The organism is Natrinema hispanicum (genome assembly GCF_900111485.1).
GTDB classification, from domain to species: Archaea; Halobacteriota; Halobacteria; order Halobacteriales; family Natrialbaceae; genus Natrinema; species Natrinema hispanicum_A.
In genome coordinates, this window is sequence record NZ_FOIC01000005.1 from 1 (window position 1) to 13419 (window position 13419).

12 protein-coding genes and 1 pseudogene are annotated in these 13419 nt (G+C 62.0%); 7 read left to right on the forward strand and 6 right to left on the reverse strand.

Annotated elements, in window-relative coordinates:
- Window positions 1–551 (forward strand): annotated as a pseudogene (locus BSG09_RS21710) (transposase); the annotation flags it as partial.
- A gap of 520 nt (window positions 552–1071) precedes the next feature.
- A complete protein-coding gene (locus BSG09_RS06335) occupies window positions 1072–1455 on the forward strand; it encodes a universal stress protein (protein ID WP_092931302.1) in 384 nt (127 codons plus the stop codon).
- Between the two features lie 123 nt (window positions 1456–1578).
- Here BSG09_RS06335 and BSG09_RS06345 read toward each other — a convergent pair whose 3' ends face one another.
- From BSG09_RS06345 to BSG09_RS06355, 3 genes are all read right to left on the reverse strand, one after another.
- Window positions 1579–2373, reverse strand: coding sequence for a VOC family protein (locus BSG09_RS06345; protein ID WP_092931304.1), 795 nt, complete (start codon window positions 2371–2373; stop codon window positions 1579–1581).
- Window positions 2374–2421: 48 nt separating this feature from the next.
- Window positions 2422–4119 carry a Na+/H+ antiporter NhaC family protein gene (locus BSG09_RS06350; RefSeq protein ID WP_092931306.1) on the reverse strand — a complete coding sequence of 566 codons (1698 nt, stop codon included), beginning with the start codon at window positions 4117–4119 and terminating at the stop codon, window positions 2422–2424.
- Window positions 4120–4337: 218 nt separating this feature from the next.
- Window positions 4338–5450, reverse strand: a complete 1113-nt coding sequence (locus BSG09_RS06355) for an OBG GTPase family GTP-binding protein (protein WP_092931308.1) — start codon at window positions 5448–5450, stop codon at window positions 4338–4340.
- A gap of 149 nt (window positions 5451–5599) precedes the next feature.
- Between BSG09_RS06355 and BSG09_RS06360 the strand changes: the two genes are divergently transcribed.
- From BSG09_RS06360 to BSG09_RS06370, 3 genes are all read left to right on the forward strand, one after another.
- Window positions 5600–5803 (forward strand): VNG_1110C family protein, encoded by a 204-nt coding sequence (locus tag BSG09_RS06360; RefSeq protein ID WP_092931310.1) that lies wholly within the window; start codon window positions 5600–5602, stop codon window positions 5801–5803.
- Between the two features lie 692 nt (window positions 5804–6495).
- Window positions 6496–6999: a DUF7552 domain-containing protein gene (locus BSG09_RS06365; RefSeq protein WP_092931312.1), complete on the forward strand. Its 504-nt coding sequence runs from the start codon at window positions 6496–6498 to the stop codon at window positions 6997–6999.
- A 435-nt stretch (window positions 7000–7434) separates the two neighbouring features.
- The gene (locus BSG09_RS06370; protein WP_092931314.1) at window positions 7435–7839 is read left to right on the forward strand and encodes a universal stress protein; all 405 of its coding nucleotides are present in this window, start codon (window positions 7435–7437) and stop codon (window positions 7837–7839) included.
- A 159-nt stretch (window positions 7840–7998) separates the two neighbouring features.
- Here BSG09_RS06370 and BSG09_RS06375 read toward each other — a convergent pair whose 3' ends face one another.
- Window positions 7999–9294, reverse strand: a complete 1296-nt coding sequence (locus tag BSG09_RS06375) for a tRNA(Ile)(2)-agmatinylcytidine synthase (protein ID WP_092931316.1) — start codon at window positions 9292–9294, stop codon at window positions 7999–8001.
- Between the two features lie 168 nt (window positions 9295–9462).
- Here BSG09_RS06375 and BSG09_RS06380 point away from each other — a divergent pair, with 168 nt between their 5' ends.
- Window positions 9463–10428 (forward strand): transcriptional regulator, encoded by a 966-nt coding sequence (locus tag BSG09_RS06380; protein WP_092931318.1) that lies wholly within the window; start codon window positions 9463–9465, stop codon window positions 10426–10428.
- Window positions 10429–10538: 110 nt separating this feature from the next.
- Here the strand turns inward: BSG09_RS06380 and BSG09_RS06385 are convergent, their stop codons facing one another.
- Complete coding sequence (locus BSG09_RS06385) at window positions 10539–10796, reverse strand: glutathione S-transferase N-terminal domain-containing protein (protein WP_092931320.1); 258 nt, start codon at window positions 10794–10796, stop codon at window positions 10539–10541.
- A gap of 121 nt (window positions 10797–10917) precedes the next feature.
- The gene (locus BSG09_RS06390) at window positions 10918–12381 is read right to left on the reverse strand and encodes an NCS2 family permease (RefSeq protein WP_092931322.1); all 1464 of its coding nucleotides are present in this window, start codon (window positions 12379–12381) and stop codon (window positions 10918–10920) included.
- A gap of 189 nt (window positions 12382–12570) precedes the next feature.
- Between BSG09_RS06390 and BSG09_RS06395 the strand changes: the two genes are divergently transcribed.
- A complete protein-coding gene (locus BSG09_RS06395) occupies window positions 12571–13233 on the forward strand; it encodes a potassium channel family protein (protein WP_092931324.1) in 663 nt (220 codons plus the stop codon).
- Window positions 13234–13419: the final 186 nt, after the last annotated feature.

Below are 13419 nucleotides of genomic sequence, written 5' to 3' on the forward strand. Positions count from 1 at the left end.
CGGTCAGGAAATACCGTGCAGACGCTGAAAGTGACGACATTAACTGATATAGAGTCGCTCGCTGTTCTCGATGTCCATATCACAGCACGGTGGAAGCACGATACGAAGACCGGACCGCAGGTCGTCCGCCGAAACGCGGACGACCTGCAGTCCGTGGTTGCCGACAACGCGTTCCAAGACTGGCACACTGAGTACGAAATCTCCGCACTTGACGTTGAGTACCTTGTTCACTACCGCGGCTCATCACCGAATGCAGTCATGAACAACGCGCTCATCCGGGCAAAAGGATACTCTCAGCGCTGGATGGCCGAAACCTCGTACTCAACAACGAAGCGCTCGCTCGGCGAGAGTGGTCTGCGTCACTTCTAAATCGTGGCTACACCGGTACGCTCTTCGAATCCGGCGACTCGAGCGAACGCTTCCGAAACGAGTATTCAAACCAAACCCCGATCACTCACGCCGTGCGAGCGCTGGGCTGGTATCGGCAGTTCCGTGAAATTGTCCTGATGTTCGCCCTCATCAATATAGAATCGCTGTGTGAGCCTCTGTAACCGTGACTCAGCATCTATTCAACAGAGCAGTTAACATTGCAAATGAAGAAACCTAATTTTTGTAGCGGTTCTCCACATCAGCTGGAAAATATCTAAAGCCGACCAAAATTTGGGAAGTACTCCTGAATAGAACCTCCGCATTTTCAACTACTGTTGATCTACAGTCTGGACGATTTGAAAACGATCCGCACGCCGCTGGCAGCTGTGGTGGGCCGAAGCAAGGGGAGGCTATTGATCCCCAACGGCACATCGAGGGTCGATCGACGCGACACGGCCCGCGTGAGGGGGGTACGCGGGACCGTGCGGAAGGCGTCGCGACCCTGGGATGGTCGGATGCGGGGAGGTTCGGGGGACCATCAAGGCGTTCAGTGAAGGGCTTTCTCGTCCCCCAATCGCTTCATCCGGTGCCATCGTATTAGTGATACGAGTGCGTTTTCAGGGTTGGAAAACGCGGTGTACTCGAGGGTACCCTGCTCACACGCACCACAGGGTTCTTCGAGATCGCCGTTCGAGGGACGCTATGCACTATCTCGTGGGAACTGACTCCGTTCACACGACGGCGGCGATCTGTGATTACCTCGCGGAACGCGTGACGGCCGACGATACCGTCTCGGTGGTCGCTGTCGCGCCAGCGGACGATCCGACGGCACGCCGCGATGCTGACGAAGCGCTGAACGTCGCCACCGTTCGGCTTGCGGCCGTCGGCGACGTCGAGACCGACCGGCGATCGGGAACGCCTCCCGACGTGCTCTGTGAAGCCACAGCAGACTACGACGTCGACGAAATCGTCATCGGCGCACACAGTGGCGATCCCGACACGACGCGCGATGTTGGGGCGACTGCACGAGAGGTTCTCGCGGCTGCGGATCGGCCGGTCGTCGTCGTACCGATTCCCGATCTCTAGTGCTCGAGGCAGTTATACTGCCGGATAGAACGACGTGCAGATCGGTCGCGCTGCTGCGGCCGTCACCGGTGGAGACGGCCGCGAATTCACGACCGGCTTCGTATTGACTGCTGTCCGGCAGTATTAGAAGGGGAACAGCGAGTCTGCCTCGAGGTCGCGCTCTATGAGTTCGATCTCGTGGCCGTCCGGGTCCTTCGTGAAGGCGTACATGTTGTCGTTGCTCTCGGGGTCGCGGTAGTCGTCGGCCTCGCGCGTCATGAGCTGGTCCCAGTCCTCCGCGAGGTCGTCGACGCGGACACAGAGGTGGCCCCAGGCGTCGCCGAATTCGTAGCTGCGACCGTCGTAGTTGTAGGTGAGTTCGACGGACATCGCTTCGGGAGCCGCGTCCGTGGGTTCGACGAAGTAGTTTGCGAACGTATCGGCCTCCCAGCGGCCGACCTCGTCGTAGCCGAACTTCCGGGTCCAGAAGCCAAGCGCCTCGTCAGCGTCTTCGACGCGGATCATCGTGTGATCGAGCGACCAGCGTGCCCCCTCGTCGGGGTCGCGCTGGACGAGTTCGATCTCGTGGCCGTCCGGGTCTTTGACGAACGCGTACCGACCGCCACAGGACTCGGGGTCGCGGTAGTCGTCGACGCCTTCGTCCATGAGCTGCTGGTAGTAGTCCTCCAGTTCGCCTTCGGGAACGCGGACCGCGATATGGCCCCAGGCGTCGCCCACTTCGGGTTCCTCGCCTTCGTTGTGGGTGAGCTCGAGCATCGCCCCCTCCTCGTGCATCTCTTCGGGCCCGAGATAGACGATGGTGAACCCGTCGCCCTCGTAACGGTCTTTCTCCTCGTACTCGAGGTGCGTTTGGTACCAGTCGAGCGATTCCTCGAGGTCCGCGACGCGAATCATCGTGTGGTCGAGCGTTCCGTCCATACCCCAGTAGAAGCCTGCGTACTCCAAAAAATTGGCGGCTGCGGTCGTCTACTCGGCCCCGTCGGGCGATTCCGTGGTCGTCTCACGACCACGGTGATCGACGTCTGCTGTCGTCTGCGTGGCAACTGGCTCGAGGTCCTTTCGAGCGGCGTCGAACTTCGAGAGGCCGACAACGAGCCCGACGAGGGCGACGACGCCAAGTGGCAGGAAGACGAGCGCGGGCACGCCCAGATAGCCGTTGAGCAAGTAACAGCCCACGACGACGAGGAAGACAGTCGCAGCATAGGGTATTTGGGTCCGCACGTGATCGATCAGGTCGGCTCCACTAAACGTCGCTGAGAGCACCGTCGTGTCCGAGATCGGCGAGGCGTGATCGCCGAAGATCGCCCCGGAGAAGAGGGCACCGACAGCGACCGGGACGAGTTCGAATCCCGTCCCGAACTCGGTTGCGACCGGCACGGCGATGGGCGTGACAAGCCCCATTGTTGCCCACGACGATCCCATCGTGAACGCGACGAAGGCGGCGACGAACAGGATAAGGACGGGGAGCAGCTCTGCCGACAGATAGCCCTGCGCGAGCCCGGCGACGTAGTCGCCCGTGCCGAGCGTGTCCGCGACGCTGCTGATCGTCCAGGCGAGGACGAGAATCGTCACTGCCGTCAGCATGATCCCGAAGCCGTCGAGGACGGTGTCGACGGCCTCACCGATATCGAACAACCCGTAGACGAGCCCGAGGACGATCGCCGAGACGACCATGGCGAACGATCCCCAGGTCAGCGCCGTCGCGAAGTCGCCCGCACCGACGATGTCGATCAGCACCTGCGTCAGTCCCGTCTCGTTTGCGGCCGCGCCGATCGCCGTCGGCGCTCCCGCTTCGGCCTGGCTCGAGAGCCACGACTGATAGCCCGTCCAGAACGCACTCGCAAGCGTCACCACGATCAGGACGGCGACGGGCGCGAAGAAGATCCGGAGCATCGGCCGCTGATCGATCGGGGCGCCCAGTTCCTCCTCGACCTTCTGCAGCGGCTGTGCGTCCTCGCGGTTGACGTTCCCGGTCGTCCACGCTCGATGCTCGGCGTTGAGCATCTCGCCATAGTCCCGGCCGGTGTAGACGACGATTCCGACCATGACGATCGCCAGCAGCGCATAGGTGTTGTAGGGAATCGATCGGACGAACGTCTCGAACGCAGTCGGTGCTTCCTCCGCGACGCCCATGTCCTCGTATGCGCCGCTGATTAACGAAAGCTGGAACGCGACCCAACTCGAGATGCCGAGCGTCGCGACGGGGGCGGCCGTCGAGTCGACGATGTAGGCGAGTTTCTCGCGGGAGATCCGCAACTCGTCGGAGATCTCACGCATCGTACTCCCGACGATCGCCGTGTTGGCGTAGTCGTCGAAGAACATAGCGATCCCGAGAATCCACGTTGTCACTCCGACGGTCCGCTGACTCTGGAGTCGGGCTGTCGCCCACTCGCGGACGGCGAGCGCGCCGCCGAGTCGCCAGATGAGTGCAACGCCCGATCCCAGTAACAGCGTAAAGATGAGGATCTGGACGTGAAAGCCGTCGTCGACGATGATCGCGGCGACGATCCAATCGAAGGTCTGTCCAATGCCGAGGCCCCCAGTGTAGATGACTGCTCCCGACCAGATGCCGAGAAAGAGCGACAGCATCGGCCGCCGGGTCACGATCGCGAGACCGATCGCAAGCAGCGGGGGAACGAGCGAGAGCGCGCCGAACTCTGCCATAGCTACCTAATCGAGCGGTCGATGGGTCATCACCGTTGCGGTTCGGACAGAATCCCACCAACAATCATACATGATTGGGTGTTCGAATACGACGTTCTATCACCAATTTAGACTTATTTCAGGAATAAAATGAAGGAGAGCTGATCTGTAACAGAGTAGTATCGCTGGCTCGAACAGCGAAACAGACGACGTTGGAACCGACGACGAATCGATGTCGGCTACCGGCGCAAAATCAGCTTCAGCACGTCTTCGTCCTCGAGGACGTGATCCATCCCGACCTGCTGTTCGTCGTGGGTCGCGCTGGGGCCGCTGACGCGGGCAAAGCGGAACCGCTCTTCCATCTCGCCGCCGAGTTTCTCGATGGCCTCACCGACGGTGGCTCCTTCTTCGATCACGAGCGGTTCCTCCCAGTCGACGCCGCGACCGGGTTTGTCCATGTAGACCCGGATGAGGCCGAGGTTCTCCCAGATACGGTCTTTGAGCGCCTCGAGACCCTTCTCTTTCTCGGCGCTGATGAACGTGACTTCTTCGGGGTCGAGATCGCGCTCGCGTAACTGTTCGTCGACGGTCTCTTTGTAGTCCGGCTGGATCAGGTCGACCTTGTTGACGCAGGTGATCGAGGGGATATACTCGCGGTTGTCCATCAGCCCGTCGACCAGCCGGTCGATGGTGACGTTTTCCTGCAGGTTGAGGTCGGCGTTGACGTAGCCCTGGTCACGGAGCACGTCCTGAATCGTCTTCTCGTCGAGGTCCTGATCGGTGCTCGAGGTGATCTTGATACCGTCTTTGATCTTCGGGCGGACGGTGACTCGCGGGGGTTCCTGGTCGACGCGGATGTTGATGTCGTAGAGTTCCTTCTGCAGGCGGTCGTACTGGTCGATCTCGAACACCGAGAGGACGAACACGATCAGGTCGGCGTTGCGGACGACCGCCAGCACCTGCTGCCCGTCGCCTTTCCCTGTCGCCGCGCCCTCGATCAGCCCCGGTACGTCGAGCAACTGGATGTTCGCGCCGCGGTGGTTCAACATCCCCGGGTTGACATCCAGCGTCGTGAACTCGTAGGAGCCGGTTTCGCTCTCGGCGTTGGTCAGCGAGTTCAGCATCGACGACTTGCCGACGCTCGGGAAGCCAACCAGCGCGACGGTCGCGTCGCCGTGTTTCTCGACGGAATAGCCGCCACCGCCGCCCGAACCCGACTGCTGTTTCTCGAGTTTCTCCTTTTTCTCCGCGAGTTTGGACTTCAGCCGGCCGATGTGGGCCTCCGTCGACTTGTTGTAGGGCGTGTTGGCGATTTCTTCCTCGATTGCCTCGATTTCATCCTCGAGCCCCATTTGTCCGTACACAACCGGTCGTGCCGAAAAACCCTTTCGAGACCCGCACGCTGAGACGGATCGATGGCCTCGATCCGATACGTCGAAAGAATTACCAATACTAATGGAGTTTCGACACACATAAACGACGGGCCAGCAACCGACCACATATGCCAGACGCGTCGCAGCTGCGCGACAGTACACAGATCGTCCTCCCCCGAGAGACACTCGTGGGGCTCGAGACGCAGCTCGATGACGTCTGTACGGTCTCCGTTTTCGCTGAGGGCGAGGACCACTGCCGGATCGTTGGCAGTCCGGTCGAGATCAAACGGGCCACCGAGTTCCTCACCCGCCACGGCGTCAGCGTGCGCTGACTGCCAGAACCGTTCCTGAGTGATATGAATTTGAGCGCATACCTCCGTCTTCAGGCGGAGGTCCAGCGGTAGGCTCAGCATGCTACTCGCAATCGGTGGCCAGGCCGGATTTCCATCATAACCGTTTTCATGTGGTTTACCGTAGCATGGAGTGCTACGAATACCGTGAGATGCCGACCCCGAACCACAAGGGGAAACGGATCAGCGGTGGTTCGCACGACGATGACATGGTATTCGATGGGGCCTGTTTGACCGGGCCACAGCCCTATACAGGGGAGGAAACGAGAGTTCCTCCGGTATGCTGCCGGTTCCCCTTGAGTGCGGGTTGGAACCTTGAACGCCACATTCGGCGGAAATCCGATGGTCGGATTCCACGTCCTTCAGGGCGTGGAGGAGGTCAATTACTGCCCACCGACTTGACGGCGGTTCTGTTCTACAGATGCGCAAGGCGAGTGCCTGTTCGCGACGCTGCCGGCTGGACCGTTGGACTGCCCAGCGTGGGCCACACCGTTGTGAGTGGCCGTGGCGGGTCGAAACCAGAATGCCTATATTGATTTAGGCCCACCTAAAAATATGGCGGGAAAGCAGACAGGGAATGCGAACCCGGCGTATCGGAACCGATTCGGGGACTGGAACGGCGTCGTCGAAAGACCGATGCACGTCGACTGTTCGCCTATGATGGTGTCTCACCAGTGACCCCCGAGACGACCCCCGGAACGGACGAGTACGCGATGCCGGTCGAAACGATCAGGGCGGCACGAGACACTGTCGCCGCGCTTCAAAGCGCCGAGGGCGACTTCGTCGTCTCCTGTCGCGAATCGGGGATTCGACCTGAACCGGTTACGGACGCGCGATTCGACAGCCACAGCGATGCCCAGCAGGCCTGTGACGCCGCTTGCCGCTATCGCGACGCGATGCGAACGCTGGACCCGTCACTGTCACAGTACGATCTCGTCGTCTCGCCGGTCGACGAGACCGCACTCGAGGTCGCGAGCGTTCGCGAACAGACCGGGCGACGACGCGCCAACGGACTCCCCGCATCGCGCCGGACCGTGACGCTCGCTGGCACCGGCAGCGACGAGTGGCTTCGCGTCGAGAACGGCCCGGTCGTTCACTTTACCGGTCCCGATTCACTGCTCGACGACGAGGTCATCGCGCGACAACTGCGGTCGAAACTCGACAAGAAACGCGGCTGAGCGCCGTCCGTCTTTCCAACGGCTGGACAGGTCGACATGGTGTTCCCCTCCGCGTCGATGTCGGCGATGACGACCGTCGCGCTGTCACCAACTGATACGGTCTGCTGTCCCGCTGTCCCGGTAGGCCCGCAGTGCGGGTTGTGGTCCCACCGGAACCCACTGACAGGAGTCCGTATGAACCAGTCGGCGACTGCGCCGCCGGTCACGATGGCAATCTTGTCTTCGAGCAGTGCGACAGCTGGCTCCACCAGGGGGCGACAACTGTGTTCTGTCCCCTCGCTCGAGCGGGACGTCAACACTCGTTGTCAGTCAGGTCGGGTATCCGTTGCTGGCGCTTTTCGAGGGCGTCCTGGACCGATACCACGATCGCTACTGACCTATCACGGCTATTGCCAGTCGCGGTAGATCCTTGCTCGCCCGGCGTCTACGTGGACTATGACTCGCGTCCTGGTTCCGATCGATGGCTCCTCGCAATCGACCGACGCACTCGAGGAAGCGTTCGACCTGTTTCCCGGCGCCGAGATCCACGTCTTGCACGTCATTCAGGTTACTCGGGTCCCGTCGGATCCGGGGATGACGCCCTACGAATACGCCAAGGAGAAGGGCCAAGCGTTTCTCGAGGACGCGGCGACGACCGCCGATACACATGGTCGGCGGATCGAAACGGCGCTCATCGAGGGCCATACCGCTCGCACGGTCCTCCGGTATATCGACGAGCACGACATCGATCACGTCGTGATGGGCAGTACCGGTCGGTCCGGGATGTCGAGAGTCCTGCTGGGAAGCGTCGCGGAGGCGGTCACCCGTCGCGCTCCCGTTTCGGTCACGATCGCCCGGTGACGGGCTCGTATCGCCGGGTGCAAGCCACGTCATACGAACCACTGCCATACGGCCTCCTGTCAGTGGGTTCCGGTGGGCCCGCGACCGCTCCTGCAGATTCCCGGTCACTCAGGACAGGGGATCGTATCACCAGTTCCCCTTCGAACGATGGACTGTCGGCTACCGCTCGGGATGTGTCGGCGCGTCGAATCCGCCCCGGACGAGCGGCTTCGCGACGTGGCGGCGCGCACACGGCGGCACCTCGTACCACCCGACCTCGAGATCGCGCTCGAGGTCCCGTGTTGCTTTCTCAGCCGCCGTTGTCCCACAGTCTCGACAGCGATACCCCTGATTCCGGCCGGCGCTTTTCATCGTCCGGCCGCAGTCTGGACAGGTCGGGGTTACCCGTTCGGTCCGCACGAGCTCGCGGATGGCAAACTTCTCGAGTTTGAGCGTGCCGTCGGAAACCTCGCCACAGGCAGTGAGTCGGTCGCCGACACGCAGTGCGCGGACGCGATCGCGAAAGCGTTTCGTCGGCTCGAAAGCGGCACACGTGAGTCGGTCGGTCGCACTGTCGCCGGCCCCCGGTGAAACGAGGTCGACGAAGACATGCCCGCCGCGTCGCGTGTCGGGGTCGCTCGTGACACGTCCCTCGAGGCGGTAGGCGTGGCCGTCCTCGACTGTCGACAGCGAGCCGTCCTGCAAGTGAACATCCGTCCCCTGATTCGTGACGAACAGTTGGGTCGCGTCGACGGGTTCGCTCTCGATCCGGTTTGCGACCGCACGCACTGCGTCTGCATCGTCGCCACGAATGCCATGCAAGATCGGGCCGGGCGTGTGGGGCACGCAGACGGTCTCGTCTTCGCCACGGTCGACCGTATCCCACACGTCGGGATAGCCCCAGTCGGCGGCGGCGAAGACGCTCTCGTGGTCCACCTCACGGGGCGTTCCCCACCGGTCGGATTCCCGGTAGGAGATGTACTCGTAGGTCCACTCTGTGAGCGCGTCCCACGCCCCGATCGCAGCCAGCGCGCCGATCCGGCCGCGGCCGTCGCCGGCGTGCCACGATCGGTACCCGTAGCGGTCGATCAAGGCCTCGGCGTCGGCGATCTCGAGGTGGTCGCGGATCGCTGCGCGTGCAAACCGCGTAACATCGTCGGGGGCTGTGTCGTCGTCTGGATCGTGCGCCGCAACGACCAGTCCGGGGTTCGTCCGCTCGTCCGTGGTTTCGGCCAGCGACTCGAGTCGCTCTCGCGCGAGCGCGTACGCGTGATCGGGATCACAATCGGTATGGATCGCCAGCGCGGCGTTGCCCCGGGTTTTGTACTCGACGGCGGGGTTGAGCCGGATGAGCAGGAGCCGCGAGATCGTCTGTCCGCCATCCTGACGGAGCCGGTCGGCGATCTCTGCGGCGACGTACGTCGTACACATTCCCAACTCGCGTGAGTCTGTATCGTCGATCCCGACGACGGTCATCGCCGATGTTTGCACGTCCGCTGAGTAACGCCTTTCGGGATTGGCCCCAGCATCGCTGGCGGCAGAAACCGGTATATAAATATACTCCTAGTACAGTCGCGAATCGCGACACGGGACGCAGACATCACGGGGAAAACGTCTTATAGCAGGAATCGCTTACAACCCCGTATGTCCCGCTCCGCACTGGTCGGCAACGTGACCGCGATGTTAGAGGACGCGGGATTCGCGGTGAGCGATCGGTGTGCGATTCGACCGAAGAGTTTCGATATTGCTGCCCGACGTGGTGACGATCTGATCCTCGTCAAGATCCTCGCGAACATCGACGCGTTCAACGAGGCGACCGGCCACGAGATGCGTCGGCTTGGAACCTACCTCGAGGCAACGCCGCTGGTCATCGGGCTTCGCAGCCGCGATGAGGACCTGAAACCGGACGTCGTTTACTTCCGCCACGGCGTCCCCGTGTTCAGTCCCGATACGGCGTATAACCTGTTTATCGAGAACGTCCCACCGTTGATTTACGCTGCCCCCGGTGGCCTCTATGTCAACATCGACGGCGACCTGCTGGCCGACGAACGTCAGGACAAAGACTGGAGTCTCGGCCAACTGGCCAGCGAACTCGGCGTCTCACGCCGGACCGTCTCGAAGTACGAAGACGGGATGAACGCCTCCGTCGAGGTTGCGATGGCACTCGAGGAGTTGTTCGACGCACCCCTGACGAGCCCGGTGGACGTCCTCGAGGGTGCCGACGAGGTCCACGAAAGCGACGCGACGCCGGACGATCCGGAGGCCGATCCGGACGACGAACAGGTGGTCGCCGTCTTCACGCGGGCCGGCTACAGCGTGCATCCGACGGTCCGCTCGCCGTTTACCGCCGTCAGTGAGGACGAAGACGACAGCGACATCGTCTTAACGGGTCACTCGGAGTTTACGAAGGCCGCGGAGAAACGGGCCCGCATCATGAGTTCGATCGGCGAGATCACCCGCACGCGGTCGGTCTATGTCGTCGACCGCGCGAAACAGGAGTCCGTCGACGGCACGGCACTGGTCGAACGCGAGGAACTCGCTGCCCTCCGAAACGCCGACGAACTTCGAGACGTCATCCGGGAGCGCTCAGAGTACGAAGAAGCAGTCTGAGCAGTCACGTCTTCCGAACACCACTCGAGACGTATTCTGCTGGTCGGCACGGCGGTTCGTGTCTCAGCACGAATCGGTAGCGCTGTCGCAGTAACCGATAGCCGCCGGTCTCAGGCCGACTCGTCGCCGTACGTTTCCTCGAGATACTCGACGATCTCACTGCTCTCTGGCATGCCTTCGACGCCGGTTGCCTCGTCGGTGATGACTGGCACACCCGTCTGGCCGCTGACTTGCTTGACTTCAGTCCGGTCGCTGCGCAAGCGGGGGACCTCGATTACGTCGTAGTCGAGGTCGAGGTCGTCGAGTTTCGTCCGGACCATCGCACAGAACGGACAGCCAGGGAGGTCATACAGCGTGATATCTGCCATCGTGACCGAAGGTAGGGGCCTCGAGCCCCAAGAGCACAGTGATTGCGATGACCCGGTATCGGCCAGCAACGACTGCACACGAACGCGTGCTGAACGGGTCGATTTAGTGGTCGCCGTGAGCTTAGCCGAGCATCCCGCTGGTGGCAACGTAGAAGTAGCCGACCAGCGCGACGGCGATTGCCCACTGTCCGAGGCGGACGTCTCTGCGTTCGCCCACAGCCGTTTTGATCAGGGGATAGGCGATGATCCCGGCAGCCAGGCCGGTCGCGATCGAGTAGGTCAGCGGCATGATCGTGATCGTGAGGCCGGCCGAGACCGACCATGCGGGATCTTGCCAGTCGATATCGAGGACGCCCTGGAGCATGATGACCCCGACGGCGACGAGCGCGATGAACGAGGCGTAGGCGGGGATCGCGGCGACGACTGGCACTGCAACCAGCGACAGCGCAAACAAGATTGCGACGACGAGCGCAGTGAACCCGGTACGGCCGCCTTCCTCGACGCCAGTCGAGGATTCGACGAAGGTCGTCACCGTCGACGTGCCGACCATCGCCCCAACGGTCGTCCCGACCGCGTCGGCCATCAGCGGCTTCTCGGCCTCGGGGAGTTCACCGTCCTCGTCGAGGAAGTCACCGAACTGGGCGACGCCGATGAGCGTCCCGGCGGTATCGAAGAAGTCGACGAAGAAGAACGTGAACACGACGAGCACGAACGTCAGTGGATCGATGTCGCGCAGTCCCTCGACGAACGCGCCGACCAGCGGCGTGATGTCGTAGTGTGGTGACGTCACCGCTTCGAAGGTGACCTCGCCGGTCTGCTCGTTGAGCAACGCATCGGGTGCGAGCGCCGATGCGCTCGCAACGCCGGTGAGCAACAGCGCCCACCCGACGACGGCCGTCGTGAGAATCCCGGCGATGATCGCGCCTTTCATGCCGCGTGCCCAGAGGATGAACGTCAAGAAGAGCCCGGCGAGACCAAGGATTGCAGCCGGCGTCTGTGCGATATTGCCGAGCGTGACCATCGTCGCGGGGTCCGCCGCGACGATCTGCATCTCCTGAAGCCCGATAAACAGCAGGAAGACACCGATCCCTGCACCGACCGAGAACTTCACCGGTTCGGGGAAGAGATTGATGACGTATTTACGGGCCCCGACGGCCGTGATGGCGATGAAGATAATTCCCTCGACAAACACCGCAGCGAGGGCCGTCTGCCACGGAATCCCCATCCCGATGACGACGGTGAACGTAAAGAAGGCGTTGAGCCCCATGCCGGGAGCCAGCCCGAACGGTCGGTTGGCGTACAGCGCCATGACGAGGATCGCGACGACCGAGGCGATGATCGTCGCGATCGCGAGCATCTGGAACACCTCGTTTGACTCGTAGACGGCCCCATTGATCGTCGTCTGCTGGTTGATATCGCCCTGTTCGTTAAAGCCCATAATCGCCGGCAGCAACACCGTCGGGTTGACCACGATGATATACGACATCGCCAGAAACGTCGTAATCCCCGCGACCAGCTCGGTCGTGAAGTCAGTATCGTGTTCCTCGAACCCGAAATACGATGCCAGTAAGTCGATAGCCCCCATTTTGGATGCTCGAGCGTAGCAACACCGGTTAGTTAAGCGTTTTTGTCCAGCTCCGTCTATCATGAACGTACATTCATACATATTGGCTGACAGCGTGCCGATCCGTCTCTCGAGCTGTCGATGTGGGTGGACGGCTCCTGTCGACCGGCGGACGAACGTATTTCACCCCGGAACGCGTACTGTGGTAGCATGAGGTTTGTCATCGTTGGGTACGGTCGAGTCGGCTCACGGACGGCAACGATCCTCGCCGAGGAGGGCCACGATGTCGTCGTCGTCGATACCGATATCGATCGGCTCAAGCGTGTGTCCGACGACGAGTTCGAGACGGTACACGGCGATGGGTCTGACGAAGACGTCCTCGTCGAGGCAGGCATCGAGACGGCCGACGCGATCGGGGCTTTTACGCCCGATCTCAACGTCAACTTCGCGGCCTGTATGGTCGGCACCCACCACGGCTGTCGGACCGTCTTGCGGATCGACGCGGACTACCGCGAGGACATCTACGAGAAGTACGCCGCAGAGGTCGACGAGATCATCTACCCCGAACGACTCGGTGCTGCAGGTGCCAAAACCGCCCTGCTTGGCGGCGACTTCAACGTCGTCGCCGACCTCGCCGCAAACCTCCAACTGACCGTCCTCGAGATCAAGGAGGGGTCGCCTGCGGTTGGCAAGCGAATGAGCGAACTCGAGTTGCCCGAATCCGCGCGGATCTATGCCCATGGCCGCGCACACGAACCGCTGACGATTCCGCTTCCGGGAACGGAACTCGAAGCCGGCGACGAGGTCGCGATCATCACCGAGACCGACCGCGCGGATGCGGTTCGAGCCGCCCTGTTACCCGCCAGTGCCTGATACTGCCGGACATAACGACGTGAAGCCGGTCGCAAATTCGCGACCGGCTTCGTATTGACTTCTGTCAGTAGTATGAGACGGGCTGTTATCCCGAGGTCCCAGCACACCCGATGGGTAGGGCAGCGTGTATCGGCACTGACTGATCGCAGTCCGTCCGACGCTGGCTGTGAGAGATGGTTCCGCGAC

What these genes read in the sequence shown, in the direction of transcription:
- BSG09_RS06350 (WP_092931306.1), bottom strand. Translation starts at nt 4,119, where the DNA reads ATGGCAGAGTTCGGCGCGCTCTCGCTCGTTCCCCCGCTGCTTGCGATC.
- BSG09_RS06370 (WP_092931314.1), top strand. Translation starts at nt 7,435, where the DNA reads ATGACTCGCGTCCTGGTTCCGATCGATGGCTCCTCGCAATCGACCGAC.
- BSG09_RS06395 (WP_092931324.1), top strand. Translation starts at nt 12,571, where the DNA reads ATGAGGTTTGTCATCGTTGGGTACGGTCGAGTCGGCTCACGGACGGCA.
- BSG09_RS06335 (WP_092931302.1), top strand. Translation starts at nt 1,072, where the DNA reads ATGCACTATCTCGTGGGAACTGACTCCGTTCACACGACGGCGGCGATC.
- BSG09_RS06355 (WP_092931308.1), bottom strand. Translation starts at nt 5,450, where the DNA reads ATGGGGCTCGAGGATGAAATCGAGGCAATCGAGGAAGAAATCGCCAAC.
- BSG09_RS06390 (WP_092931322.1), bottom strand. Translation starts at nt 12,381, where the DNA reads ATGGGGGCTATCGACTTACTGGCATCGTATTTCGGGTTCGAGGAACAC.
- BSG09_RS06385 (WP_092931320.1), bottom strand. Translation starts at nt 10,796, where the DNA reads ATGGCAGATATCACGCTGTATGACCTCCCTGGCTGTCCGTTCTGTGCG.
- BSG09_RS06375 (WP_092931316.1), bottom strand. Translation starts at nt 9,294, where the DNA reads ATGACCGTCGTCGGGATCGACGATACAGACTCACGCGAGTTGGGAATG.
- BSG09_RS06345 (WP_092931304.1), bottom strand. Translation starts at nt 2,373, where the DNA reads ATGGACGGAACGCTCGACCACACGATGATTCGCGTCGCGGACCTCGAG.
- BSG09_RS06380 (WP_092931318.1), top strand. Translation starts at nt 9,463, where the DNA reads ATGTCCCGCTCCGCACTGGTCGGCAACGTGACCGCGATGTTAGAGGAC.
- BSG09_RS06360 (WP_092931310.1), top strand. Translation starts at nt 5,600, where the DNA reads ATGCCAGACGCGTCGCAGCTGCGCGACAGTACACAGATCGTCCTCCCC.